Origin of the sequence: Chryseobacterium sediminis (assembly GCF_008386505.1) — a bacterium.
Classification (GTDB): Bacteria; Bacteroidota; Bacteroidia; order Flavobacteriales; family Weeksellaceae; genus Chryseobacterium; species Chryseobacterium sediminis.
In genome coordinates, this window is sequence record NZ_VUNZ01000001.1 from 522,080 (window position 1) to 548,298 (window position 26,219).

At 34.9% G+C, this 26,219-nt stretch carries 26 protein-coding genes; 9 read left to right on the top strand and 17 right to left on the bottom strand.

From position 1 onward, the window contains the following. Nucleotides 1-49: 49 nt before the first annotated feature. From FW780_RS02420 to FW780_RS02445, 6 genes are all read right to left on the bottom strand, one after another. Complete coding sequence (locus FW780_RS02420; RefSeq protein WP_149832042.1) at nucleotides 50-403, bottom strand: four helix bundle protein; 354 nt, start codon at nucleotides 401-403, stop codon at nucleotides 50-52. 38 nt (nucleotides 404-441) lie between these two features. After that, nucleotides 442-2,835: a 3-hydroxyacyl-CoA dehydrogenase/enoyl-CoA hydratase family protein gene (locus FW780_RS02425; RefSeq protein ID WP_149832043.1), complete on the bottom strand. Its 2,394-nt coding sequence runs from the start codon at nucleotides 2,833-2,835 to the stop codon at nucleotides 442-444. Between the two features lie 54 nt (nucleotides 2,836-2,889). Continuing rightward, nucleotides 2,890-3,342: a MarR family winged helix-turn-helix transcriptional regulator gene (locus FW780_RS02430; RefSeq protein WP_034694513.1), complete on the bottom strand. Its 453-nt coding sequence runs from the start codon at nucleotides 3,340-3,342 to the stop codon at nucleotides 2,890-2,892. Between the two features lie 159 nt (nucleotides 3,343-3,501). Then, a complete protein-coding gene (locus FW780_RS02435) occupies nucleotides 3,502-4,431 on the bottom strand; it encodes an ABC transporter ATP-binding protein (RefSeq protein ID WP_149832044.1) in 930 nt (309 codons plus the stop codon). 232 nt (nucleotides 4,432-4,663) lie between these two features. Next, on the bottom strand, nucleotides 4,664-5,635 hold the full coding sequence (locus FW780_RS02440; protein WP_174774439.1) for a FecCD family ABC transporter permease: 972 nt from the start codon (nucleotides 5,633-5,635) through the stop codon (nucleotides 4,664-4,666). 25 nt (nucleotides 5,636-5,660) lie between these two features. After that, nucleotides 5,661-6,221, bottom strand: a complete 561-nt coding sequence (locus FW780_RS02445; RefSeq protein WP_149832046.1) for a TlpA family protein disulfide reductase — start codon at nucleotides 6,219-6,221, stop codon at nucleotides 5,661-5,663. Nucleotides 6,222-6,254: 33 nt separating this feature from the next. Here FW780_RS02445 and FW780_RS02450 point away from each other — a divergent pair, with 33 nt between their 5' ends. Beyond that, nucleotides 6,255-7,379 carry a ferredoxin--NADP reductase gene (locus tag FW780_RS02450; protein ID WP_149832047.1) on the top strand — a complete coding sequence of 375 codons (1,125 nt, stop codon included), beginning with the start codon at nucleotides 6,255-6,257 and terminating at the stop codon, nucleotides 7,377-7,379. A gap of 56 nt (nucleotides 7,380-7,435) precedes the next feature. Next, nucleotides 7,436-7,993 (top strand): SanA/YdcF family protein, encoded by a 558-nt coding sequence (locus tag FW780_RS02455; RefSeq protein ID WP_394353411.1) that lies wholly within the window; start codon nucleotides 7,436-7,438, stop codon nucleotides 7,991-7,993. Here FW780_RS02455 and tamL read toward each other — a convergent pair. Beyond that, entirely contained in the window at nucleotides 7,990-10,599 is a 2,610-nt protein-coding gene (gene tamL, locus FW780_RS02460; RefSeq protein ID WP_149832049.1) for a translocation and assembly module lipoprotein TamL, read from the bottom strand. The two genes, FW780_RS02455 and tamL, sit on opposite strands and share 4 nt — an antisense overlap. Between tamL and FW780_RS02465 the strand changes: the two genes are divergently transcribed. Continuing rightward, nucleotides 10,585-11,310 carry a TrmH family RNA methyltransferase gene (locus tag FW780_RS02465; protein WP_149832050.1) on the top strand — a complete coding sequence of 242 codons (726 nt, stop codon included), beginning with the start codon at nucleotides 10,585-10,587 and terminating at the stop codon, nucleotides 11,308-11,310. The two genes, tamL and FW780_RS02465, sit on opposite strands and share 15 nt — an antisense overlap. A 67-nt stretch (nucleotides 11,311-11,377) precedes the next feature. Here FW780_RS02465 and FW780_RS02470 read toward each other — a convergent pair whose 3' ends face one another. From FW780_RS02470 to porQ, 5 genes are all read right to left on the bottom strand, one after another. After that, a complete protein-coding gene (locus FW780_RS02470; protein WP_047375134.1) occupies nucleotides 11,378-11,878 on the bottom strand; it encodes a hypothetical protein in 501 nt (166 codons plus the stop codon). A 3-nt stretch (nucleotides 11,879-11,881) separates the two neighbouring features. Then, entirely contained in the window at nucleotides 11,882-12,190 is a 309-nt protein-coding gene (locus tag FW780_RS02475) for a phage holin family protein (RefSeq protein ID WP_034694332.1), read from the bottom strand. 79 nt (nucleotides 12,191-12,269) lie between these two features. Further along, nucleotides 12,270-12,620 (bottom strand): YtxH domain-containing protein, encoded by a 351-nt coding sequence (locus tag FW780_RS02480; RefSeq protein WP_047384732.1) that lies wholly within the window; start codon nucleotides 12,618-12,620, stop codon nucleotides 12,270-12,272. 95 nt (nucleotides 12,621-12,715) lie between these two features. Next, nucleotides 12,716-13,390 (bottom strand): (d)CMP kinase, encoded by a 675-nt coding sequence (cmk, locus tag FW780_RS02485; protein WP_149832051.1) that lies wholly within the window; start codon nucleotides 13,388-13,390, stop codon nucleotides 12,716-12,718. 84 nt (nucleotides 13,391-13,474) lie between these two features. Then, nucleotides 13,475-14,467, bottom strand: a complete 993-nt coding sequence (gene porQ / locus FW780_RS02490) for a type IX secretion system protein PorQ (RefSeq protein ID WP_149832052.1) — start codon at nucleotides 14,465-14,467, stop codon at nucleotides 13,475-13,477. Between the two features lie 165 nt (nucleotides 14,468-14,632). Here porQ and pyrH point away from each other — a divergent pair, with 165 nt between their 5' ends. Beyond that, nucleotides 14,633-15,340: a UMP kinase gene (gene pyrH, locus FW780_RS02495; protein WP_047375127.1), complete on the top strand. Its 708-nt coding sequence runs from the start codon at nucleotides 14,633-14,635 to the stop codon at nucleotides 15,338-15,340. Between the two features lie 79 nt (nucleotides 15,341-15,419). On the opposite strand, the gene FW780_RS02500 is transcribed toward pyrH, so the two are convergent. After that, a complete protein-coding gene (locus FW780_RS02500) occupies nucleotides 15,420-16,778 on the bottom strand; it encodes a lipase family protein (RefSeq protein WP_149832053.1) in 1,359 nt (452 codons plus the stop codon). A 1,000-nt stretch (nucleotides 16,779-17,778) separates the two neighbouring features. Here FW780_RS02500 and FW780_RS02505 point away from each other — a divergent pair. The 5 genes from FW780_RS02505 (at nucleotide 17,779) to FW780_RS02525 (ending at nucleotide 22,248) form a co-directional block, all read left to right on the top strand. Then, complete coding sequence (locus FW780_RS02505; protein ID WP_149832054.1) at nucleotides 17,779-18,330, top strand: hypothetical protein; 552 nt, start codon at nucleotides 17,779-17,781, stop codon at nucleotides 18,328-18,330. 102 nt (nucleotides 18,331-18,432) lie between these two features. Further along, on the top strand, nucleotides 18,433-19,164 hold the full coding sequence (locus FW780_RS02510) for a hypothetical protein (protein WP_149832055.1): 732 nt from the start codon (nucleotides 18,433-18,435) through the stop codon (nucleotides 19,162-19,164). Then, on the top strand, nucleotides 19,165-20,046 hold the full coding sequence (locus FW780_RS02515) for a putative phage abortive infection protein (RefSeq protein WP_149832056.1): 882 nt from the start codon (nucleotides 19,165-19,167) through the stop codon (nucleotides 20,044-20,046). Nucleotides 20,047-20,433: 387 nt separating this feature from the next. Then, on the top strand, nucleotides 20,434-20,988 hold the full coding sequence (frr, locus tag FW780_RS02520) for a ribosome recycling factor (protein ID WP_149832057.1): 555 nt from the start codon (nucleotides 20,434-20,436) through the stop codon (nucleotides 20,986-20,988). Nucleotides 20,989-21,186: 198 nt separating this feature from the next. Beyond that, the gene (locus tag FW780_RS02525) at nucleotides 21,187-22,248 is read left to right on the top strand and encodes a 3-oxoacyl-ACP synthase III family protein (protein WP_149832058.1); all 1,062 of its coding nucleotides are present in this window, start codon (nucleotides 21,187-21,189) and stop codon (nucleotides 22,246-22,248) included. Between the two features lie 88 nt (nucleotides 22,249-22,336). Here the strand turns inward: FW780_RS02525 and FW780_RS02530 are convergent, their stop codons facing one another. The 4 genes from FW780_RS02530 to FW780_RS02545 form a co-directional block, all read right to left on the bottom strand. Further along, nucleotides 22,337-22,966: a hypothetical protein gene (locus FW780_RS02530; RefSeq protein ID WP_149832059.1), complete on the bottom strand. Its 630-nt coding sequence runs from the start codon at nucleotides 22,964-22,966 to the stop codon at nucleotides 22,337-22,339. A gap of 81 nt (nucleotides 22,967-23,047) precedes the next feature. Further along, nucleotides 23,048-23,839 carry a hypothetical protein gene (locus tag FW780_RS02535; RefSeq protein WP_149832060.1) on the bottom strand — a complete coding sequence of 264 codons (792 nt, stop codon included), beginning with the start codon at nucleotides 23,837-23,839 and terminating at the stop codon, nucleotides 23,048-23,050. A 107-nt stretch (nucleotides 23,840-23,946) separates the two neighbouring features. Continuing rightward, the gene (locus FW780_RS02540; RefSeq protein WP_149832061.1) at nucleotides 23,947-25,404 is read right to left on the bottom strand and encodes an LptF/LptG family permease; all 1,458 of its coding nucleotides are present in this window, start codon (nucleotides 25,402-25,404) and stop codon (nucleotides 23,947-23,949) included. Nucleotides 25,405-25,514: 110 nt separating this feature from the next. Next, a complete protein-coding gene (locus FW780_RS02545) occupies nucleotides 25,515-26,162 on the bottom strand; it encodes a LolA family protein (protein ID WP_047375113.1) in 648 nt (215 codons plus the stop codon). Nucleotides 26,163-26,219: the final 57 nt, after the last annotated feature.

Here is a 26,219-nt window from a genome sequence, read left to right on the forward strand (position 1 = left end):
TTTTTTTGTATTAAAGTATTTATGTAAAATGTATTTATGATTAAAATGCTTAAGTATTAAATTTCTGCTTCAATTTTGCTAACATATTTTGTATATGCTTAATTTCTGAATAAATTATATTAAAATCATCATCTTTAAAGAAACCTAAATCATTTGCAATTAATATCTGGGTTTCAAATTCAAATGAAGAGCCTAATGCTATATTTAAGAAATGTGAAAACTGAGTATCTGTATCTCTGCCTGCCCCTTCGGCGATATTAGAAGGAATTGAATATAAACTTCTTCTTGATTGGGAAGTCAATCCGAACATTTCATCTTTGGGAAAATTATTTGAAGCTATATAAAATATTTTACAAAGCTTCATGGATTTTGTCCAAACTTCTAAATCTCTGAAATTATGCATCGTGAATACATTAATACTTTTTACATTTTACAAAAAAATTAGTTTCTTAGTGGTTTTCCGTTCTGTAACATATACTGGATTCTTTCAAGAGTTTTTCTCTCACCACAAAGCTGAAGGAAAGTTTCTCTTTCAAGGTTCAATAGATACTGTTCTGTTACCACTGTTGGTTCAGACAGATTTCCACCTACCATTACGTTAGCTAGTTTATCAGCAATTTTCTTGTCGTGTGCAGAGATGAAATTACCGGTTAACATCTGATCCGTTCCTACATAGAACATTCCTAATGCATCTTTACCAAGAACTTTTACTTTTTGTTCGATTGGCTGAGTATATCCTTGCTCCGCTAATAGTTTTGCTACTTTTTTAGCTTCAGCAATCTGTCTGTTTTTGCTTACGGAAACAATGTCTTTCCCTTTTTCAAGGATTCCCATATCGTAAGCTTCATATGCAGAAGTTGCTACTTTACCCATTGCAATGTTCATGAAAGCATCACGAAGTCTGTTGTTTTTAACATCATCGTTGTGGAATTCTCTGGAAGTCCTTAAAGTCAATTCTTTAGTACCACCACCGCCAGGGATTACACCCACTCCGGTTTCTACTAATCCGATGTATGTTTCTGCTGCAGCAACCACTCGGTCTGCATGCATTGTCATTTCGCATCCTCCACCTAAAGTCATTCCGTGCGGAGCAACTACTACAGGAATAGAAGAGTAACGTACTCTCATCATAGATTTCTGGAAGTAAGCGATAGCCATATTCAAATCATCCCAATCCTGCTCGATAGCCATCATAAGAATCATAGCAAGGTTGGCTCCTACAGAGAAGTTCGCCCCTTGGTTTCCTACAACTAATCCGTCATATTCCTTTTCTGCTAAGTCAATTGCTCTGTTTAATCCATCAAGAACTTCGCCTCCAAGAGAGTTCATTTTTGAACGGATCTCGAAGTTGATGATTCCATCTCCTAAATCTTCAATCGCTGCACCGGAATTACTCCAAAGTGTTTTATTTTTTCTGATATTGTCTAAGATGATAAATGCATCCTGACCAGGAATTTTGTTGTATTCTCCTGAATTTTTATCAACGTAAATACTTTGTCCTTCGTCATTAACTTTATAGAAAGTCTTTACATTTTTTACCCAGTCTGAAACTTCATAACCTGCATCTTTTGCCAGTTCTATACCTTTTGCAACACCTACAGCATCCCAGATTTCAAACGGCCCGTTTTCCCATCCGAAACCAGCTCTCATGGCATCGTCTATTTTATAAACTTCGTCAGAGATTTCAGGAACTTTATGCGAAACATAAGCGAATAATGCACCTAAAGATTTTCTGTACAATTCACCGGCTTTATCTTTACCACCAATCAGAACTTTGAATCTGTCAATTGGTTTGTCAATAGATTTTGTTAATTCCAGAGTAGGGAATGATGATTTTCCTTGAAGTTCATACTCTAAAGTGTCAAGATTTAATCCATGAATTTCAGATTTTCCGTCAGCATTTTTCACTTTTTTGTAGAAACCTTGTTCCGTTTTTGAACCTAACCATTTATTATCCATCATTTTCTGGATATAGCCTGGAAGCGCAAATACATCATTGAAATCATTGGCTTCAGCACCGCTTTGGCGAACTCCGTTGGCTACCATTACCAAAGTATCAAGACCTACAACATCAGCTGTTCTGAACGTAGCAGATTTTGGACGCCCGATTACAGGACCTGTTAATTTATCAACATCAGAAACGGTAAGTCCTAATTTCTGTACATTATGAAGAAGATCCATCATAGAGAACACGCCAATTCTGTTGGCGATGAAAGCAGGAGTATCTTTTGCTAAAACGGTTGTTTTACCTAAGAATTTAGCTCCATAATTCATATAGAAATCAATGATCTCAGGATCTGTATCGTTTGTAGGGATAATCTCTAAAAGAGGAAGATATCTTACCGGATTAAAGAAGTGTGTACCTGCAAAATATTTTTTGAAATCCTCGCTTCTGCCTTCTGTAAGGAAATGGATAGGAATACCTGATGTATTAGAAGAAATCAATGTTCCCGGTTTTCTGAACTGTTCAATCTTTTCATAAACCGACTTTTTAATATCAAGTCTTTCTACTACTACTTCAATGATCCAGTCTGTATTTTTTATTTTCGGAAGATCATCATCGAAGTTTCCGATTTTAATTCTGTCTGCAAACTTTGGTGAATAAAGAAGTGCAGGACTTGCTTTTTTAAGTTTTTCAAAGTTTTCGGAAGCAATTCTGTTTCTTACTACCTTGTCATCTTTGGTCAAACCTTTTTTCTGTTCAGCTTCAGTAAGTTCAAAAGGAACAATATCCAAGAGTGATACTTCAACACCGATGTTGGCGAAGTGAGCAGCGATACCGCTTCCCATAATTCCTGAACCAAGAACCGTTACATGTTTGATTCTTCTTTTCATATGTAAATTTTTATTTTTATAAGATTATATGATACCCAAAGGTCTCATCATAATTTATTTTCTGTTGTTTAATAATTCGTTTGCTATTTTCATGATTTCGGTCATCACGTCTTTAAAAGCATCCAGCTTTTCCGGAGCAATTTTTTCCATTACCTTCTTATTGAAGTTGACAACGACTTCCTTTGACATGTTTCTGGAGTTTAATCCTTTATCTGTAAGTTTAATGATAACCTCTCTTTTATCAGTAGTTGTCTTTTCCTTATAGATATATCCGTTATCTTCCAGAAGTTTGATGATTCTCGTTAATGAAGTAGGCTCAATGGCCATCTTTGGACCAAGATTGGTACTTCTGGTTCCTTCTTTAGGATCAATTTTAAGAAGAGTAAGGGCCTGTACCGCTGTGGAATCATGTTCCTGAGCTAGTTCTGTGTACATTTTAGAAACAGCCAACCAGGTCTGTTTTAAAATTAAATCTACGTTTTCTATTTTTTCCTTATTATTATCCATCATTTTTGCGCCAATGGTTTTACCCAAATGTAGTAAATATTATGCATGCATAGTATTTATTAACGTTAAATTTTGTTAATAACCTGAGAATAAATAGATTAAATTGTATGACTAGCATAATACTATGCATGCATAGTATGTGAATTAATCAAAGAAAATCTAGTATTGATGAATGTTTGAAACCAAATTGATGATTTCTTCAAAAGATTCACATTGGTAAGTGGAGAAATCTTTAGTAATTACCCAAAAAGCATTTTGAAAGTCAAAATTAAGTGAAGACAGGTCTTTTGTGAAGTTTTTTTGAAGCAGAGAATACAACATTTCCTTGTGAAACTGCGGTGCCGAGATGAAAGGCGGAATAAAAGTCTCATTGATTTGAAATAATGATGCGTTGGTGAGTTCCTCATGCTGGAGAAGAATATCCTCAACAATTCCTGAATATAGCTGATTGTCCTTTACATACCATATTTTATCTGCAAACTCTTTGGCCAGCCTCCAGTCGTGAGAAGAAAACAGGATAAGTTTATTCTGTTCTTTAGCCAGTCTCCTCAAGGTTTTAAGAATAATGATTTTATTTTTTTCGTCCAGATGAGTAGTAGGTTCATCCAGAATAATAATTGGAGAATTCTGGGTTATAGCCCGTCCGATAAAAGCTTTCTGAAGATTTCCGTCTGACAGATTTTTCAGTAGGGTATATCTGTATTGATTTAAATCCAGTTCATCAATAATGTGGGCAACTTCTTCACGGTCTTCTTTTTTTAACTCAAAATAAAAAGGGTAGTAGATGTATTTTCCCAAAGAAATAAGATCCTCAACGGTATAATGCTGTGGAATAACTGATTTTGAAAAAACAATAGCAATATTCTCAGCAATTTCTTTTACAGAAAGACTTTTTACATTTTTCCCATTAATAGAAATTTCGCCCTTCAGTAAAGGCAGCTGGTGCAGAATAGATTTGAGCAGTGTTGTTTTTCCCACACCATTATTACCAATCAGCAGGCATACATCACCAAGCTTCAAGTCCGCATTGGCATTGGAAATTAAAGTTGTATTGTAGCCGATATTTGCCTGATTGATCTGTAGGTGCATTCTGTTTATTTTATTCCCGTAGATTTTACGAATTTACACTGACTTTATTTTTGTATTGAATTGGTCATGCTGAAAGCATCTCTACAAAGAGAGTTTAGATTCCTTCGGAATGACATTAATAAATATACTTCCCTTTTTACCTATAGAGGAAAGTTATGAAATTATTCTCAAATATTTGATCTGCCATTACTATGCAATGAATTTAAAATTATCAATTTATCCAACAAAACAGTTACACCTTATTCTGTTTCAAAAGCATCATAAGAATCACAGGAATCCCAAATACAGAACTTATTACATTCAGAGGAATCTGCGTTTTTTCTGCAATAACCGAGAAAAGCAGCATGATCAGTATCCCCAGAAACATATTAAGAATCCACTGCTGCCATAGTTTTGAAGGATTATAAACGAGTCTGCAGAAGTGAGGAACAATGATTCCAATAAAAAGAATAGGGCCTAGAAATGCGGTAACAGAAGCTGAAAGGAGAGAGGAAGCAACTATAATTAACAGTTTCAGCTGTTTCAGATTTACGCCTAAACTTTGTGCGTAAGAATTTCCAAGAGAGTTCCCAATAAGCGGTTTTATAGTTTTGAAACAGATCAATACTCCGATTAAAACCAAAACAAACAATACATAAATCTGGTTTCTGGACACCATGTTATTGGCTCCGAAAGACCATAATATATAGTTTTTCAAGCTTTGATTCTCCGCATAAAACTGTAGCAATGATACAATTGCTCCGGCAAAAGCAGATACCAGAAATCCAAAAATAATAAGATAAGATTTATCCTGAAATCTATTGGACATAGACAATAGTATCAGCATCAGGAGCAAACTTCCTCCAATAGCTGATAAACTAAGAAAGCTGTTTTGTAAAAACTCAGGCAGTAAAATATTGTGAGAAAAGAAAATATAAAAGGCAACAGACAGGCTGGCTACCGAAGTAATTCCCAATATATCAGGTCCTGCCAGCGGGTTTTGAAAATATTCCTGCATCAGAAAACCTGAAGTAGGAATTGAAATACCGGCCAGCATCATTACGAGAACACGGTTGATGCGGATTTCAGCAATTTGATTATGATCGGAATTTTGGAAGAAATCCTGGAAATTTAAACTTAGAAATCCTGTGTTCAGATTAATGACAGCACTCATAATAATGGCAATCACGAATAGCAAACACAGGATTTTAAATCTTTTTGACATGATTCAGAAAGAGTTCAGTCTATTTTTATTTTAAAAAAGAATCGATTTTTGAATTTAATACATCTTCCGTCATCATTCCCAGATATTCATCGGTTTTATCTCCTTTTCTCATAAAAGTAAAGGGAATAGAACCTCCGTCCCATTGTTTGAAGTTGGAAGCGAAGAAATTTTGATCCAGTTTTTGTCCATCAAGTAAGATAACACTTTTTCCCAGCTTATTTTCTGTGGCAAAATTCTTTACAGCATCAGCCCAGTCAGCTTTATCATCAAGATTTATGAAAGTGAATTTTACGGGTTTACCCTTCAGTTCCTCCATTTTACTTTTAAAACTTGGAATTTCTCTCATACAAGGGCCGCACCAGGTTGCAAAAAAGTTAGTGACATATAAAGTATCATTATTTTTTGCTAAATACTGACTTACATTTTCGGGAGAAAGTTCTTTAGGAACATATGCACTTTCCTCAGCATCTGTAGGTTGAGTTACAGAAAGAGAATCTGCAGATGCAGTATTTTCAGTTTTCTGTCCTTCTTTTTTACAGCTGTACAATGCAGTAAGGAGTAACATGGATAAAATTATCTTCTTCATAAATTATTTTTTATCTATTTTTGAATTGAAGTTATGGAACAACAAATCTATAAAGGGAAACTGATACAGTTTCATCCGTTAAAAATAGCGAAAAAGGAAGAGCTGACCAAAAATACTTTTTCTCTGGAGTTTGATATTCCTGAGAATTTAAAAGAAAATTTCAGGTTTGAAGCCGGGCAGTTCGTCAGTATAAGATTTCAGGCACATGGTAAAGAGGTTATTAATGATTATTCAATGACTTCGGCTCCTTATGAGGGAAAAATATGTCTGGGAATAAAAATCAATTCTCCTGAAGGCGCTGCTTCTCAGTTATTTCAAAACTATAATGTAGGTGATGAACTGTGGGTGAGTGATCCCGGAGGCAGATTTACATTGGTTTCCAAACCCAGTGAGTTCCGAACGATTGTAGCTTTTGCTGCCGGTATTGGAATTACTCCTATTTTGAGCCATTTTAAAAATATTCTTCACAACGAACCTAGAACACGACTGTTTTTATTTTTTGGAAATAAAAGTTCTGATGATCTGGTGTATCGGGAACAGTTGGATCATCTTGCCAGAACATGTGGGGACCGACTTCAGATTTTTTACTTTTTCTCACAGGAGAAAACAGGTGATCAGTTCTTTTATGGCAGACTGGATGCCAAGAAACTCAATCTTATCATCAATCAAATTCTTCATTTGGATGATACAGACGAAGAATCTACCATTTGGGATGCGGTGGACGAAGTACTGATCTGTGGCAAAGGAGAAATGATCAAGACACTGGCCAATGCATGTTATCACCATGGAATTCCGAAAAAGAATATCCATTTTGAACTTTTTGAAGAATTCAATGATGATATTTATCCTGTAGAGAAAGAATTTCCTCTAATTGAAGATATAGAGGTTGAATTTACCATGCTCGGAAAAAAATATACCACTTATCTTCCTGATAACAAGGATAAAATCCTGCAGCAACTTCTTATTCAAAAGTTCCCGGTTCCTTATTCATGCAAGTCCGGAATTTGTGGAAGTTGTGAATGTTCTTTAGAGGAAGGTGAAGTGGAACTGCTGGAAAATGAGTATCTTACCGAAAAAGAGGAAGAACAGGGTCATATATTAGCGTGTATGTCTATTGTGAAAAGTAAAAAAATAAAGCTTAACTTTGATCTTAGTTGAGAGTCATTAGGAACATATTTAACCTGGGTTTAATATCATTGGAGTTGGGAATTCTGATGATATGCTTCTGTAATGTGTGGGTTTTCGGGCTTACTAATGGGAGAACCTATACCAAAATCTCAAAAATTCCACCCAGAGAAGTTGCTCTTGTTCTGGGGACATCTCCGAAAATGAGATCTGGAAAATCTAATCCGTATTTTACAAAAAGAATGGATGCAGCAGCTCTTCTTTATCATCATGGGAAGATCAAGAAAATTATAGTGAGCGGGGAGAAGAGTCAGGGATACAATGAACCGAGGGCCATGAAAAATTACCTGGTTTATCTGGAAGGTGTTCCTGAAGATATTATTATGGAAGACCCTAAGGGTTTCAATACCTATAAAAGTATTCTCCGTTGTAAGGATGTTTATAAAAAGAAAAATGTCATTATTGTATCTCAGGGATACCACAACCTGAGGGCCTTGTTTTTTGCGAGAAATAATGATATGAATGCTTTGGGATTTGATGCCCAGGATGTCACAAAATCTGAAAGCTTCTACAGAAATCAGACGAGGGAAATCCTCGCCCGTGTGATTGCTGTAGTCTATTTTATTTTAGGCGTTTCTCCGGATTAGAAAGGATATCCGAACGCGATATTAAGTGTAGGTTTAAAAGGCTGGAAGTACTTGAATCTCCATCGGTCACCTTCTGGCTTATTTGGATCGTAGATCTTGTAAGCAAGGTCAATTCTGGCTGTAATATAGGCAATGTTTAATCTTAATCCGAACCCGCTTCCGATACCTACCTGCTTCCAGAACTTATTGAATTTAAATTCATCTCCATACCCGTCATTATAATTACGAAGGCTCCATGTATTTCCGATGTCGGTAAATAATGCCCCTTCATAGGTTTTATTGAAAGGAATTCTATATTCAATATTGGTAGTAAGTTTTAAGTTGTCCGTCATATAGGTACGAACCCTCTCATCAACCTGAGAATCTGCAGGACCTAATCCTCCAAATGCCACCCATGCTCTGATATCATTCGATCCTCCATTGAAATAAGACTTGATGATTGGCATATCCTGAGAATTTCCATATGGTATACCGACTCCGATAAACTGACGAAGCACTAATGTCTGGTTTCCATTAAATCTGAAATATTTTCTTGTATCAATATCAAATTTTACAAACTGCGCATAAGGCAGTCCGAAAATGGTTCTTTGTGGACCGGTAACAATACCTCCGCTGTTATCTTTTTTGTTGAATAAACTTAAAATGTTACCAGCAAGTTCTACTTTTCCGTTAAAATAAAATGCATTTGGATATTCTTTTTTCCCGATTTCACTATATACGAAGTTGTAGATCATGGAAGAAATAAGGACATCCTGGGTCTGTCTGTCTTTGTTTACCAATGTTCCCCTGAAGGCTGTTAAAAGATCAGTTCCCTGCTGATTAAGACTTGCACGGTAAGCGTCGTTCTCGATAATCTTTTTGGACACCTCATCTACGCTAAGTTTTCCATCTTTGTAATCTTGTCCGGTTTGTTGAGTTTCCGGATCAAACATAAAATAATTCCCAAAAACTTCGTCTTTTACCCTTCCATCATTCACAAAGTAATCATAGTATGCATCTTTATTTTTTGTCAGACTGACCTGAGTGTTGAATAAAGTAAGCTTATGATATACCTGATCATTTACACTGGCCTGATAGTTTAATCCGGTATTAAAAATAAGTCTTCCCAAACCGATGTTGTTCTGTATAGATGCCCCCAACAAAATAGATGAAGTAGGCGTATATCGTTTAGGAATGAATTTATAATAATTAAATGGAAGCAAAAGCCTCGGGAAATTCAATGAAGCCTGAGCTGATATTTCATATGCGGCAACTCTTTTATCAATATCCTTTGTACTTCTGATAGATCCAAACGTCCCTGAAAGGCTTGTAGAAAGGTTTTCTGCCCCTCTGAAAACGTTTCGGGTGGTAAGGTCTACGGAAGGAGAGATACCGAGATTTAAGACCTGAGAGTAATTGATATCCGTTCCCAGTTTAAACTCGTACTTCGGAAGAGGTTTCAATACATATAAAACATCAACAATACTGTCGTTAGGTGAAGACATTCCTCCTTGTCTCAGGGAGTCTCTTGCTTTAACGATGCTAAAATTGTTCATCGCCAAAAGGTTTCTCTTCGTTACGTCAAGTTTGGTCTGGTCGAAAACCTTTTTATTATCCGGAATAATAGCTCTCCATATGGATGAAAGTTTATATTTATCATTCATCGTATGGAATCTTATTCTTCTTAAGCTGTCTTTTTTTGTATTTTTAGGGTAATCACCCGGTTCATCTACAATCGCTACATCTATATTCCCGAAAGTTGAAATCTTATAAGGAGTATCCAGAGAGTCTTTATGGATTTCCAGTGTCAAAGGAACCTGCTTTCTGCTTTTAAGAGAATCTGCTACGAAATAAACCTCATCATTGGAGGCATTGAATCTATAAAATCCAAATTCCCTCATCAGATCAGTAATTCGGGTTACTTCTCTTTCAAGAACGGTCTGATCAAGTATCTGTCCGGATCTCACAAGACTTCTGTTCAGATTATAATTGTAGTACCCTTTGATCCCCTGATCCGGAATATTGTAAAAATAATCTTTGATTCGGGTAGGCTCGTTATGTTTAATAGAATAATTGACGGCGGCTTTTTTAGAAGCGGAATCCAGGGTATGCTTAAACGTTACATCAGCATCCCAGTATCCTCTGTAGGTAAGTCTTTTCTTAATAGACTCAGCACTTTTTTCACTTCTGGTCTGATCAAGAATTACCGGCGGAGTTCCCCAATTATGCAATAAACGATCGAACAGCAGGTTTTTTCCGACACTGCTTTTCATATCATATTTAAGGAATAAAGAATCTCTCAGTTTCTGATTTCTCATTTCACCGGGATAGGTCATATATTCATTAAGTATCGTATCGTATTTTGGATCAGCCATATTGTACAGAAGAAGACTTAATGGCATGAAAAGGAATTGCTTTTTATTGGGCTTTTGCTGAATATAATCTTTCAGTTCCTCATCGAAAAATTCTTTCTTATCCTCGAACCCTAATGTGTTTTTGGTAAGCAGATATTCGCCTTCAGGAACTTTTTTTGTCGTACTACAAGCATAAAGGAGACCAACAAATGTTGCAAATGAGATAATTTTATAATATTTTTGAGGAGAATTCTTATAATGCTTACAGCTCATACAATAAAAGTTTTACAATCTTTAGATAAAAAGAAGTTCAGACAAAAATACAATTTGTTTTTGGTTGAAGGTAATAAAATCATTTGTGAACTTTTTAATTCTAACTTTAAAGTTAAAGAAATATTATCAACCGATCCACAAAAATTGGACCGTACTGATATTCCTGTTACCCATATCTCTGAAAATGAATTAAAAAAAATTAGTTTTCTTAAAACTCCAAAAGATTCCGTAGCGGTATGTTATCTTGCTGAGGAAGAAAAATGGGCGGATAAGAATATACAGCTGGTTTTGGATGGAATACAGGATCCCGGAAATTTAGGAACGATTATACGGTTGGCAGACTGGTTCGGAATAGAACAGGTTATCTGTAGTGAAGATACCGTAGATGTTTACAATCCGAAAGTGATTCAGGCTACTATGGGCTCTTTTACCAGAGTTAATGTAGTGTATACTGATCTTGTGGAATATCTTTCTGCAACAGAAAATATAAATATCGGAACGGACATGGAAGGGGAGAATATCTACACGTTTGAGAAACCGGAAAAAATCAATCTGATTTTAGGAAATGAAGGGAACGGAATGAGACCGGAAACTGAAAAGCTTTTACAAAAAAGTATCAGCATTCCAAGGTTTGGGAAATCCCAGTCTACAGAAAGCCTGAATGTATCAATGGCTGCCGGGATTATTTTAGGACAATTATTTTCAAAATAAAACTTAGAAATTAGGGCCTAGGAAGAAAAAATATAAAACCATTTTCTAAATCCTAAGCCCTAATTCCTTAAATAAGTTGTTCCATGCTGGAAACACTTTTATTTTTCTGATATACTTCCATTTTTTTTCTGACATACTTCAATGCTATAGGAGCGAGGTAGATCAATGCAGCACCAATCAGTTTTTTCTTCCAGTTGGAGCTTTTCATATTTTTTTTGGCGTAGTTTCCTACAATAGCGGTAACTCCCAGTTTTACAAGACTGTCTGTTATATTTCCACCTTTGAAAGCAGAGCTTGCAATTCCTACAGCCGTATTCTTGTTAATCAGTAAATCTTTTACTTCTGAGGTAAGCTGCTTGGCAATGACGTCCTTTCTCAGAACCACTTTTTCATCACCGTCTTCATCTATCTTTTCCTGAAGGTACTGGTCACTTAGTCCATTGGTAAATGCACTTAAGCTTTCCTTCGTATTTTTGAAGGTAAGAAGATTTTCCAGATCACTTATTTCACCTTGAAGCAGTTTTTTCTTTCTTCTTAATTCTTCTATGCTCTCGTATTTTCTGCCCATAGTTTAATGATTTAAAAATTTAATAACCTGATCTGCAACAGTATTTACGATCTTAGTTTTGAAGGCAACAACAAATGCCATTACCAGTGCATAGAATGCAGCAACAATTAAGAATCCGTAAGAGTAATTATCCAGTGCTTTTCCGATAAGGAAAGCGATTCCAAAATTGAAAAGGATAATAAAAAAAGCAAAAGCAACAAGCAGTACTACAAAGTAAGTAATGAGCCCGGCAGAAAGAGACGACTTTTCAGTAGCTTCAATTTTCAGAAGATCTATTCTCTTGGAGGCGTATTCTTTAATAGTTTCTATCATTGTTTTTTTTTAAAGTTACAAAAAAAGGAACTTTTGCACAAAAGTTCCTTTCTGTAATTTACTTAAAAAGATAAATTACTTATTTTTTTAGATCATTCAATTCTGCTTCTACATCTTTTGCCAAATCTGCAGTTTTAGAAACAATCTGATCTTTATATTTGTCATATCCGTCTTTCACAGTATGTGCTACGCTGTTTGCAGTTTCTTTGAAAGTAGAAGAAATATTGCCATATTGGTCTTTTACTTTTTCAGAAACCTCTCCGTATTTATTTTTAGCCTGATCCTTAAGATCATTTGCTTTATCCTTTATTTTTTTTCTGGTTTCTTTACCTTCTTCCGGTGCATAAAGCATTCCTAAGATTACACCTGCCGCAGCACCTGCAAGAAGTCCTGCCAATATACCTGCTGTATTATTTCCTTTTCTAGACATTTTAAGTTTTTTAATAATTAATAATAGATTAGTTTTTACAGTAATAAAACTTACAATTTGTATACCAAAGGAGGCTTGAAGCCTATTAAAAATTGTTAAATCTTTTCGATGTGAGATAAAATAAGTTCTATAGTTTCTTCTTTGGTCAATTCTGAGTTATCAATAACGATAGCGTCCTCAGCCTGCTTCAATGGGGCTATTTCACGTTCGCTGTCAATCTTATCCCGTTCTATAAGGTTCTGCTTTACCTGCTCTTTATCAGCTTCAATTCCCAGACCCTGCAGTTCCAGAAACCTTCTGTTGGTCCTTTCATCAATACTGGCAGTAAGAAAGAATTTATAGTCAGCATTTGGCAGAACTACTGTCCCAATGTCACGTCCGTCCATGATGACACCTCCTTTTTCTGCCAAAGTGCGCTGTGACTGAAGTAAAAAGTCTCTTACTTCTTTCTGTTTGGCAACAAGGCTTACATTGTCAGATACTATATTGGTACGGATTTCTTTGGAGATATCAGTGTTATTAAGGAAAAGAATAAGTGTTCCGTCGTTGTTTTTAAACTCAAGGCTGATCTGGTCTAAAGAAGAGAATAGTGTATTCAGGTTAATTCCCCCATTTTCGTCCAGACAGTGCTGCAATGCATACCAGGTAACTCCTCGGTAGAGAGCTCCTGTGTCCATATGAATAAGTCCCAGTTTATCTGCAATGATTTTAGAGATAGAACTTTTTCCGGTAGACGAGTACCCATCGATAGCAATTACAGGTTTTTTCATACTGCAAATTTCAAGATTTTTTCTTAAAAATCAAGAGGAAGTAAGAAAAATTCAGAATAATTAAGAAAATTTCAGCCGGAAAGATTACTCTCCTCTGTGGCTGGAAAGATCCATAGAAATTCCTATCTGATTGACATTGGAAGAGTTGTGATATCTTACGTGAGCATAATCTATACGAAATCTGGAAACTTTTACTCCAAATCCTGCAGAAAGTCCTGAGAAATTTCTCTGATCTGCAACCGCCAGTTCATTACCTCTTTTTACATTATAACCCAATCTGATGTTGAAATTTTTCTCCGGAAATAATTCAGCTCCCAATGAAAAGTGGTCTGCAATTTTTCTGCCGGCATTCACTTTCTGTCCGTCTAAATTATATTCTGAAGAAATATCAAACTTCTGAAGATCATGCGCCGTAATGGTAATCGCAAGAGGGAAATTCTTGATTATTCTGGTATATCCAAGATCAATTCTGAAGGGAAGATTTTCTCTTGTTCCATTGAATGATTTCAGCTGGAAACCAAAATTTCTCATTACCAAAGAAAGTACTTCTTTGTTCTTTTTATTATGATAGGTAATTCCCGCTGTTCCTGAAATAGCGGAAGAAGTATAGTTGTCAATTTTTGAGGTAACAAAATTAAGTCCTCCACCAATGGTCCAGTCTTCTTCAAACTGGTAGGCATAGCCTGCGCCAATGGCTACATCCGAAGCTTTGAATTCTCCGTTTTCAAAACCGCTTTCATCCGTCCTCGGCGTACTTCCATAGCTCATATACCTGGCATTGATGGTAGCCATATGGCCGTTATCAAAGTCTTTGGCGTAAGCAATAGTTCCGTATTTTGAATCAGCCAGATAAGCTGTTGCGTTTACAGAAAGCTGTTTATCAGAATCTCTATTTAACAGGGCAGGGTTTGCAATAGCAAAGGAAACATCATAATCTCTTATCGAAATTGCATCGCCACCCAAAGCAGCCTGTCTTGCAGATACAGGTACATTTAAGAACGGATAAACATTTGTTCCTGTTTGCGCATAAGAAACAATTCCTGATAGAAATAATGAAAAAATGATAATTTTCTTCAACTCAATTTATAATTAATGCAAAAATAATCCTTTTTCGTACTTTTCAAAATATTTCTTACATTATTTCTATTTAATATTTTTCTTTTATCAAAATTTTTAATGATTATATTTGCAAAATCAAATTCCGGGGAAACCCTACTAGTAAAAAGTTATTAAAAATAAAAGATGAAATATAAAAGAATCCTTCTGAAACTAAGCGGTGAGGCCTTAATGGGAAACAGACAATATGGTATTGATACCGAAAGACTGCAGGAATATGCTGTTGAGATCAAGAAAGTAGTCGAAAAAGGCTGTGAAGTTGCGATCGTGATTGGAGGAGGAAATATCTTCCGTGGTGTTGCAGGAGCTGCAAAAGGAATGGACAGAGTACAGGGAGACTATATGGGAATGCTGGCAACTGTAATCAATGGGATGGCGTTGCAAGGCGCATTGGAAGATGCAGGAATCAAGACAAGACTTCAGTCTGCTATCGAAATGGATAAAGTAGCTGAACCTTTCATCAAAAGAAGAGCGGTAAGACACCTTGAAAAAGGAAGAGTTGTAATCTTCGGAGCAGGAACAGGAAATCCTTATTTTACTACAGATACAGCGGCTACTTTAAGAGCAATCGAAATTGGAGCTGATGTGATCTTAAAAGGAACAAGAGTAGACGGAATCTATGACAGCGATCCTGAGAAAAATGCTGATGCTGTAAAATACAATTCATTATCTTTCGATGAAGTATTTGAGAAAAACCTTAAGGTAATGGATATGACTGCCTTTACTTTGAGCCATGAAAACAAATTGCCAATCATTGTATTCGATATGAATAAAGACGGTAACCTGTCAAAAATTGTAGACGGAGAAAATGTAGGTACTTTAGTTGATTTATAATCAATTTTAATAAGAAAATATAAAATCGCCTGCCATGATTATCGTGGCAGGCGATTTGTTTTTATTGAAGTTTTAATACCTATTTATCTGCTTCAATATTTTGCGTGGCATTTTCCTTTTCAACCAATGTGTAATGGGAGAAAACCCATTCAATGATCTGATTTATTATTTTCATAATCATCTCAAATTCAGTGACAGCAGTTACTCCCGGTACCAGCTTCACAACGTTCGGTTTAGGCAATGGCTGTGGTAGAATAAGACCAGTTATCTGAGGGTCAGTTCCAGTTGCAGGAATACCATTATACATGCCCACATGTTGTACTGATAACTGAAGCATATAATCTTGCAAAGTCGCAGGAGGTGTTTTGATGCTAATCGAGGAGTTGCTTGAGTGCTGCAGTTGGCCTGGAAGTGATTGGTTTTGTATTCTTGTATAGCTGGCTCCTGATTTTGAAGAATCATCAATAGCCATCTTCTGTAAAGCATTTAATATGGAAGCTGTCATATTTGTAGTAGCCTGACCATATATTGTTGCAATTTTTTCCAGTTCTGATACCGGCCAAGCATGGGGCACTACGTCCAGATCATTCCAGTGCATGGTATTCCAGCTTTGGTAAGTGCCTGATTGTTGCTGCCATCCTGGTGGCAACGGTGGAAATTTACTATTGAACAGGCTGGCAAATGCTGCTTCACCTGGAGTTGGTCCCGCGGTAGGATATACAAGCGTTACACCGAATGCGTTCAGATCTTTATTTTCTTTCAGATAAAGGGCAAGGGTAGGTGATAAAGCTCCTGCAAGGCTATGTCCGCAAAATATAATGGCTGTACCCGGATCTGGATTTAAACCTGCAAGAAACTGTTGCAGTGTAGTATTAGGTGAAGCAGCAGAATTAGGGCTCTCGAGTCCTAAAAGAATACTTACACCAGTCGCAGTACCTTTTGAAATATAAGGGTCACTGCCATTATAAGCTGATGGAGCAAAATTGGAAGGGTTGTAAGTCGTCCAGTTTACCACTTCTGAAACTGCGAAATCTTCTGTTTCCCAATCATAAAGTGATGATGGATTGGTTGCTGCAATAGCCACAACATAAGTAGGCAGTGTGGGACCTCCCGGAAATGCAACGGCGTCACATTTAACTACATATAATGCATTATCTGCAACTCCTGTAGGAACTCCCTTTTCATTTTTTTCTTCAATAAGAGCAGGTCCCCAGACAAGATCCCAGTTTCCTAATACCGGTAGAACTGAAGGATCAGCTGTTGACGGTGTTTTTTGATCCATTATTTTAACAGGAGGAACATTGTTAAAATAAAAAGATAAGTCATATTGAAGCTGTTGCTGTAATTGAATACCAAAGCCGTTGTAGCCTCCGGCACGGTTTGCTAGACCTGCCATACCAAATACTTGTTGATAGGCATCTAAAGATGGATTTGTCATAGTGTGATTGGTTTAAAATTAGTCTGTAAAGTGATTATTAATTTCATATATAAAATTCTCTTTTCCGTGATATTATAATCTCTATTGAGAACTTCATTAAAATGATATAGTAAAATAAGCCATAAAAAATGGCTTGTAAATCAGTAGAAATAACCAAAGTATTCCATAGGTATTTGTACCTGAAATTCTTCACTTAAGATCATTAAAAACCATCTTCTTTTTTTCAAAGAAAAGACAAGTATATAAAATCGAGCTATGAAAATAGCTATTATTAGAAAACAATCATGATTCCGAGCAACAATGGAGAAAGTAGAGGTAAGGAATGTGGATAAAATGAAAGAGGAAATTAAGAAAGAAATGCTTGTTCCCGAAAAAGAAATTGTGAAAATCCGGTATAAATATTTTTATATTAAATTTAATTTCATTATATTAGAGATAAAGGTGCTATTGCCAGAACTAAAAAAATCTCGAATATGGAGCAGATTATTTATGGTCACATAATCAAAGTGATCGAACTGGAGGGAAGAGATAGTTTTCCCTATGAGGAAATGGTTGAATTGTTTGGTTTAAATCTCCAACAATACCAAAATTTAGCGAAAAAAGCAAGATCGTATAACTTGAGGTCGCTTATAACGAAACAAACAATATTCTTTAAAAAGATTTAAGTATGACAGCCTTCTCTTTGAGAGGGCTTTTTGTTATATTTATGAGAAAACTAAAAATAATGTAAATGCCATATGAGGAAATCATTGGTTGGGTAGGGGCTCAGCTGTTATTATTTCAGGAGTAAGTGCGTGGATAGGACAGTTATTACGGTAATACTCTAAGGCGCTATAAAACTTTCTCTCATATTCTAATTGCTAATTTAGTAATATATTTCAATTTTAAATGAATTATTTACTTCTCGTAGCAAAACATTTTAATTGTGCAATCAGTATTAATACGGGTTTCCGTAAAAGTGCATATTTAGAATATTTCTATATTTGTCAGAAAATAACACATGAAATTTGCTTTTATTCTCATGCTTATGCTTTCCGGATTGCTGGCTGCACAAGAACTACAGAGTGATAGTTTGAAAAGAGATTTTAAAAAATACGAAAGAGATGATGAACTCTATCTCGGATATGAAAAAGCTAAACATCAATTTGATAGTTTGAAACTTTACAATAAAAATATTGAATTAAGAGAACTTAAAAGGAAAGCAGTGAAGGAAGCCTACGGTAAATTACTAAATCTGGAAAGTTATAGTAGCTTGAAAGTACAAAATGCATTATTAAATGATTATTTTGTCAAATATAAAGAAGGTCCTTTAACTAAGAAATTTAATACCAGAGAGGAAGTTGAAAAAAGAATAGGTTTATATGACGAGGCATTTGCTGCGACTATAGGTTTAATGTATCTAGAAAGTAGCAAGGAACATATGGAATTGCAAGTAAAAATATTTAATGATTACATTGAAAAAAATCTAAAAAGATTGGGCTTAACTAGAAAGGAGTTTGATGCATTATCTGAAAATGACAGGGAAGCACTTTGGAAGGAATTTAAAAAATAGAAAATACTCTCAATACTTTTTAGTTAAATAAGTAAAAACAAACCATGGAGTATGGCGGTCTCTTTTTGGAGGCTTTTGCTATATTTGAGAAAACTAATAATTATGAGTAATCAAATGATATTTCCAGACCTACAAACGGCTAGGAATTATGTAAAGCTTCATGCATACGGAGCTTTTGAAGATCTTTTGAAAGATTTAAAATTAGATACAAAGACAATATCAGTGTTGGATCAAGACGAATTAGAGGAAAAGCTTGTTATGATAGATGAGCTTTTGTCAAATGAAGACTTCATTAACAAGCACTCTTTCGTATATACAAATAAAGAGAATTTTAGCATTACCAATATTGGCGAAAACTTTACAGGATTTAATGTATCTATAAAATATAAACTGAATGATATTAAAGAATACATACAGATAAGAATAAATCAGTTAAAAAGGTTATCAAGAGTTAAATCGATAAATGAACTTGTGGATGGGCTTCCAGAAAATAGTGTTAAAGAAAATCTTCTAAGGGAAATTAAAGATTTAAAACATCAAAACGAAATAAGTGATCAGTTACTTAAACAACATCAACAAATCAAAAGTGATATAAATTCAGAGAAGGAATTTTTGACGGCAAAAACACAATCATGGAAAGATAAATCTGATATTATTCTCAAGTTTTTGGATCGTGAATCTATCGCATCAATCATTGGATCTGTTCTACTTTTATTTATGGGGATCTGCCTATTAGTTATGATGTTTCTTGGACGGGAGCCAATAAAGATTGTTGAAAGCGCTTTCCTGCTAATTCTGGGGTATTTCTTTGGACATTCAAAAAATAACAAATAAATGAAGAATAATAATTGGGTTCTCTGGCTCTGGCTTATCGGATTAGGTTCTATTGCCTTTATGAGCTTCACATTATGGCAAAACTATTTGTATGCCACGAGCCTTGGTAAGGAATATCAGGGACTTTTTGGGGACATGTTTGGGGCCTCAAATGCATTGTTTACAGGATTGTCATTTGTGGGTGTTATTATAGCTATTCGTTTACAGAGTCAGGAACTCAAACTTCAAAGAAAAGAACTGGAATTGACTAGAAATGAAATGGAGTTGACAAGGGATGAATTTGTCATTCAGAATTCAACTATGAAACTCCAACAGTTTGAAAATACCTTTTTTCAGATGCTATCACTATTCCATGAAAATACGCAACAAATATCCTCTAATAACAAAGCCCATCCATATAGCGGTAAAGGTATATTTAAACTGTTATTCGATATGGTATCACTAAGCCTTGAAAAAACATTAAAAGATAGATTTTATCGGGAAGAGAGTTGTGATATATATGATGATTTTGAATATGTGCGCGAAGCAAAGATTAATGAAGTATCAAAATGGCAGTATTTGAAAATATTTAAACTACATTTTTCGATTTATGAAGATGATTTAAATCCATATTTTACAACACTTTATAATATACTGAAACTGATAGATAAAGCTGAAGTAGTAGACAAACAGTATTATGTATCAATTATTAATTCACAATTTACTAGGTTGGAAAAACTGACTGTATTTTATTTCACTATATCAAATAATATAGATAATGACTTCAGGAAACTTGTTGAAAATTTTAATTTACTAGATGGAATAAGGGAGAGTATGGTAATAAACAAGGAGATTTATGAAGCATATAAACCTAATTTAAATAACAAACTTTTATTGCTGTAAAATTAAACTGTCATTTAACTTATATAATCTTAAATTATAAAAAAAAACAAAAGGTACAAATTATATATCTTTTAATATAGAACAAGAAAGCCCCGGATGTCAGAGCTATGTTTTACATTGATAAGCTGTGGGTCTTGCAAATTAAAACAACCATTTATAATCAATTTATTAAGTATTTGTTTTTAACAAAAAAGGATTTGCAAATGAAAATACAGAAGCCAGTCTTACCAAAATATGGAAATAATCATTATTTTTGCAGCACTGAATAGTAAAAAATAGTAAAAAAACAGTAAAAAACAGCTTAAAAACAGGCTATTTAGAAAACTTAACTATTTGATTATCAGTGGATATAAAAATATGTGTAATTTATCAAACTTTAATATAATAATGGAAGAATTAGATCTTATATTAGAATCTGTAAAACAAGACATGGATGCAGCTGTAAAGCACTTGGACCACGCATTTCAAAGAATTAGAGCAGGACGTGCTTCTACGGCAATGGTTCAGGATGTAATGGTAGAATATTACGGAGCGCCAACTCCTATCAACCAGGTTGCCAATGTTTCTGTTCCGGATGCAATGACAATCTCTATTCAACCTTGGGACAGAACTGCAATCAATGCGATTGAAAAAGCGATCATCAATTCAAACTTAGGTTTTGCACCTTCTAATAATGGAGAAAACATTATTCTGAATGTTCCGCCTTTAACGGAGGAAAGAAGAAAAGAACTTGCAAAACAGGCTAAAGTGGAAGCTGAGCAGACTAAAGTAACTGTAAGAAACGCAAGACAGGACGGTTTGAAAGAACTTAAAAAATTAGACGGGGTTTCTGAAGATGTTGTAAAAGGAGTGGAAGAAGAAATCCAGACTTATACAGACAAATATGTAAAGCTTTGTGACGAGCATCTTAAGACAAAAGAAGCTGAAATTATGAAAGTATAATTTTCAGTTTTTGAAAAATAGAAGAGAGGTTTCCTGAAGGATACCTCTTTTTTTATTGATTTTTTGCTTTTATTTCCATTTTTGCAATGCAATGCATTCTTGTTCCATACTATATTGAGAAGTATTTACGTTCACTTATTATATTATTAAAACTATTCTTGTACTTTTATAAAAGATACAACGGAATTAAACATTAAAGTGATGACAAAGATTATTGGTGTAGGCAATTACATCCCATCGGAAACGATAACTAATTTATTTTTTGATAAACATATTTTTCTTAATGAAAAGGGGGTATTATTAAATGAAAATAATACATCTATTACAGATAAGTTAAAAAAAATTACAGGTATTGAAGAAAGAAGATATGCCCATAGTACAGAGGTTACTTCAGATCTTGGATTTATCGCGGCTAAGGCTGCTATTGAGAATGCAGGAATAGATCCTGAAACATTAGACTATATTATTTTTGCCCATAATTTTGGGGACGTTCGTTTTGGAACGGTTCAGTCCGATGCAGTTCCAAGTCTTGCGGCAAGAGTAAAACATTTATTAGGAATAAGAAATAACTTCTGTGTGGCGTATGATGTTCTCTTTGGATGTCCAGGCTGGATTGAAGGGGTGATACAGGCTAATGCATTTATTAAAGCCGGTATTGCAAAACGATGTCTGGTGATTGGCGGAGAGACTCTTTCCCGTGTAGTGGATATCCATGACAGAGACAGTATGATCTATGCTGATGGAGCAGGAGCCGCTGTACTGGAATGTAATAATGATGATGATTCAGGAATAAAGGCCCATTTGTCAGCTTCTTATACCTTTGAGGAGAAAGATTATCTGTATTTTGGGAAATCTTACAATAATGAAAAATGCCCGGATACAAAATACATCAAAATGGATGGGCGAAAGATTTATGAATTTGCCTTGGTAAATGTTCCTGATGCCATGAAAAAATGTCTGGACAGCAGTGGATATACCATCTGTGAATTAAATAAAATAATCATTCATCAGGCCAATGAAAAAATGGATGAGGCTATTGTTAACAGGTTTTACCAATTGTATAATACACCGGTTCCTGAAAATATAATGCCTATGGTGATTCATAAACTGGGAAACAGCAGTGTGGCTACCATTCCGTCTTTACTGACGATGATTTTAAAGGATGAACTGGAACATCATAAAATCAAGAAAGGGGATGTGGTGTTATTTGCTTCTGTAGGAGCCGGAATGAATATTAATGCCTTTGTTTATAAATTTTAAGCTTATCACGAAGAAAACTGAAGTTATGAAACATAATTTTTAGTTTTAAAATATAAAAAGAGGTTTCCATTGGAAACCTCTTTTGCTTTTACAGACATTGTATTGATCCTTTTTGACTTTTATGTTTTAATAAAGATTGATAGGTTTTGAGTAACTCGTCTATATTACACGGAATTTCTTTACTCGGAATATTATCTGCTGTTTTTCCTTTTTGATCAGATTTTATGCTGTATTTCTTTTCAAGGCACTTTAGTGGTTTATTATTCTGAAGATAAATACGGGTTTCTGTAATATCATCTTTAGTAACAGGCTTTTCCGGAGTACCGCCATCAAAATTCCATACGGTTTCCTGTCTGAATATAAAGAAAGGCTTTCCATCTTTTATAAAATATTTTTCAGATCCTGAGAAATGGCTGTGTTCTGCGTAAAAATGCTCAATCACTTTAATTTCATTTTTGTCTGAATAAAAAGTAACTTCACCCGAAGGTTCATCATTACAATCATAAGTAAATTTTGATTGACTTAGTTTTTTAGTCTCCAATTGTGCCTGAAGAGCTGCGTATTCTTTTTTAATCCGATCAATAGGATCCTCCGTTGTGTTGATTTGTGTTGAATCTTTTTCTACGACAGAACTAGTCATTGGAGTAGATTTTACTGCTTTATCATTTTTACATGAACAAACAAGAAACAGGCTTGCTGTGAGAAATAAGACTTTCATAAGAAAAATAGTTTGGTGGCCGGATAAAAATACAAAAAAAATAAGGTCACAAAAAAGGCTTTCGATTGAAAGCCTGAGTTTTTATTTGCAATTTTCATTATAATCATAGATCACTTCATTGATAATTGAAAGTTTATCTACTGTAGCATTGTTAATTTCATCTCGGATAAATTTCCCGAAACCAGTTCTTTTCTTCTCTTCATTTTTAAGAGAACCATATTCTCCTTTCGTAATTTTTGCTTTTACATAAGGGCAGTCTGAAAGGATGATTTTTGCTTTTGCAGGAGTCAGTTCTTCAACTTTTCCGCCTTTTTTAGAAAAGATATAATTGGGATTTTCTTTTAATCTTTCTGTTTCTGCATAAGTGATGGCCTGTGAACTGTTTGCTGAAAAAGCTGTGGGATATCCGTACAGTTTATAAACCGTAATTTTCCCCTCTGTTACCACTTCTGCAAACTGATCTGTTCTGGAAAGGTTATTGATTGCTTTAAATCCGGCTGCCAAACCTGTCGTACTTTCCGAACTGTTGATAGCTTCTCTCATGTTGGAATATTTTACAGATTTAAAAACTCTTGGAGTATCCCCTTCATACAACATATATTCTTTGATGTCATCTGTATCGTAAGTTTTAAACCTGATCTTGTTTTTTACCTTATCAATATCCGCAATCGCAGCAAATTTTACTTTTAACTGATTTTGCCATGGGCTGGAGTATCCTCCGTGCAGCTGGACAACACCTTCAGTTTTTTTTCCGCTTTTATCAATAATGTATCCGTATTTTTCACCGTTGTAGGTTCCGTTTTCATCCTGTTCCTGAGCATAGACATTCAGGGAGGCAAGACCGAACAGGCCAATAAGTAGTAATTTTTTCATGGTATTGTTTTTAATTCCAGCAAATATAATTTTTTAAATCCAAAATAACTCAACAAAAAAAGCTCCGATTTTTTCGGAGCTTTTTACTTTTATAATTTACATCAGAATTATTGATATCTCTGATGTTCTTTACTTTTTGTAAACCTTTTAGTGATAGGTTTGAATAATGCTTTGTATTTTTCAGCATCAAATAACTGTGAATCTGTAAGGGCTTTATAGGTCATCCATACTCCAAAAGGAAGAAGAATCAGGTTGGGAAGCCAGGCCGCAAGATAAGGATTCATTTTACCGCTCCATGACATGTTTTCTACCCCAACATTCATTACATAAAAGATAATGAAAATTACAATAGCAATGATTACAGGAAGCCCCATTCCCCCTTTTCTGATGATGGAACCTAAACTTGCTCCAATCAGGAAGAAGATAATACAGGTCACGGAATACGCTACAATCCTCTGCTGATAAATGACAACCTTGCTGAAATATTTTATATTAGAACTGTATTCATTTTTTTTAGACTCCAGTGAAGACTTCAGATTATCCAGTCTATTATAAGAGTTGTAAATGATGTCCAGTTTTTTGTCGCCTTTTACCGTATCCAGTTTGATCTGTACTTTTGGAGCTACTTTATGCTTGTTGCCCTTATCCATATAAGTGATAACGGAATTCGTCTGATTAAGAACCTCGGAGCCGATATTATCAAAGAACTGCTTATTATCTTTTTTGCTTTTGTTAATTGTTCCGTCAAGCTGATTGTAAGTCTGGAAACGGTAGTCATCCGTAATCTGCTCTTTTTCGATGGCTTTATTAATGATTTCACTGATGTCAAAGTGGGAAACCAGTGTGTCAAATTTAATGGCCTGATCGGGCTGTTTCTGCCTTACATTGTCTCCTTTTCCGGCAAAGGCATCTTCAAATACATATCCGTTATACAGTACAAGCTTCAGAAAATTCTTATTAGCAGCCGGAACAAATTTTCCTTTTTCTGCTACAACAGATTGTTGATTTTCGTAAGCATTGGCTTTTTTATGTACAAAAACCCCTTCAATATTTTCCCCGTTTTCCCCGTATATTTTGTCAAACTTTACCATATAACCGGGAATCTGATCAATAAACTGGCCTGGAGTAAAGTTGATTGCCGGTTTTGTCTGGGCAATATTGAAAAGCATATTCTTGGCTTTTTTCTGAAAATCCGGGATAATATTATTGGAGAAGAAAAACAGCATAATGGCAAGCGCTGTTGAAATTCCGAGCAAAGGAGTCATTACCCTGGTCAAAGGAATTCCTGCTGCTTTCATTGCTGCAAGCTCATAGCGTTCCCCAAATTCCCCGAATGACATAATGCTCGCAAGGAGAATGGTAAGCGGCAACACCATACTGATGACGTTTACCCCAAGATAAAAAAGAAGTTTGAGGATCTGCCAGTAGCTTAATCCTTTTCCCATAAACTGTCCTAACTGAACCCAGATAATGTTTACAATAAAAATGAAAAACAATACGCTGAATATAAAGAAAAACGGTCCAAAGAAGGTTTTTATGATATATCGGTCTAGTATTTTTAACATGCGCCAAAATTAATCAAAAAGCCACAAAGTTTACTTGTGGCTTTTTATATTTTGTTATTTTTTTAACTTAAAAAGTAAATTTGCTTATTTGCCAATTCACTTTCAGCTTTTTAAAGTTCTGTAATTACGTAATTTTTAAACTTATTTTTGTCAAAAACAAACATATTAGGATCCAATTGCTGATTTTCTTTGTATTCTTTTATCGCAATTACAGCCACATCTTTGTTGTTTCCGTGTTGTTCCAGTTTTACCATTTGCTTTTTAGCAGAATCTACAAAAAGATATACGAATTGTATTCCATTTGCTTTTACCGGTGTTAGTTTAATAAAATCAGCATTCACACCATTTACCATCTTCTTACCGTTATAGGTTACATTGTAATCGTTTCTGTAAGTTGTAAGGTAATTGATAGGGGAGAACATGGTACCGCTTCCATTAGGCTTAGCGATTGTTACTTCCATATCATCTGCATTGATGTTGTAAATTTTGCTTCCGTCGAAGATCTGTTCTGTATCCATGATCTTCAGTTTATATTTTTCTCCTGCAGCGTAATAAATACCTGGTTCGGTTTTCGTCACCTGCCCGTTAAGGCCGCTTCCAAAAGAAAATTTGAAGTAAGAATTCTTTTTAGAATTGTAGTTGGCTGTAATATCATCCAATATCTTTTTGGCCTTAGCATCAATCTTCTGAGCATTGGCCATACCTACTGCACCTACAACAAAACTTCCTAATATAACTTTTGAAATAATATTTTTCATTTTTTTATTTAATAATCTTTAGACATTTTAATTTTTGAAAGGTTAAATCATTCAATT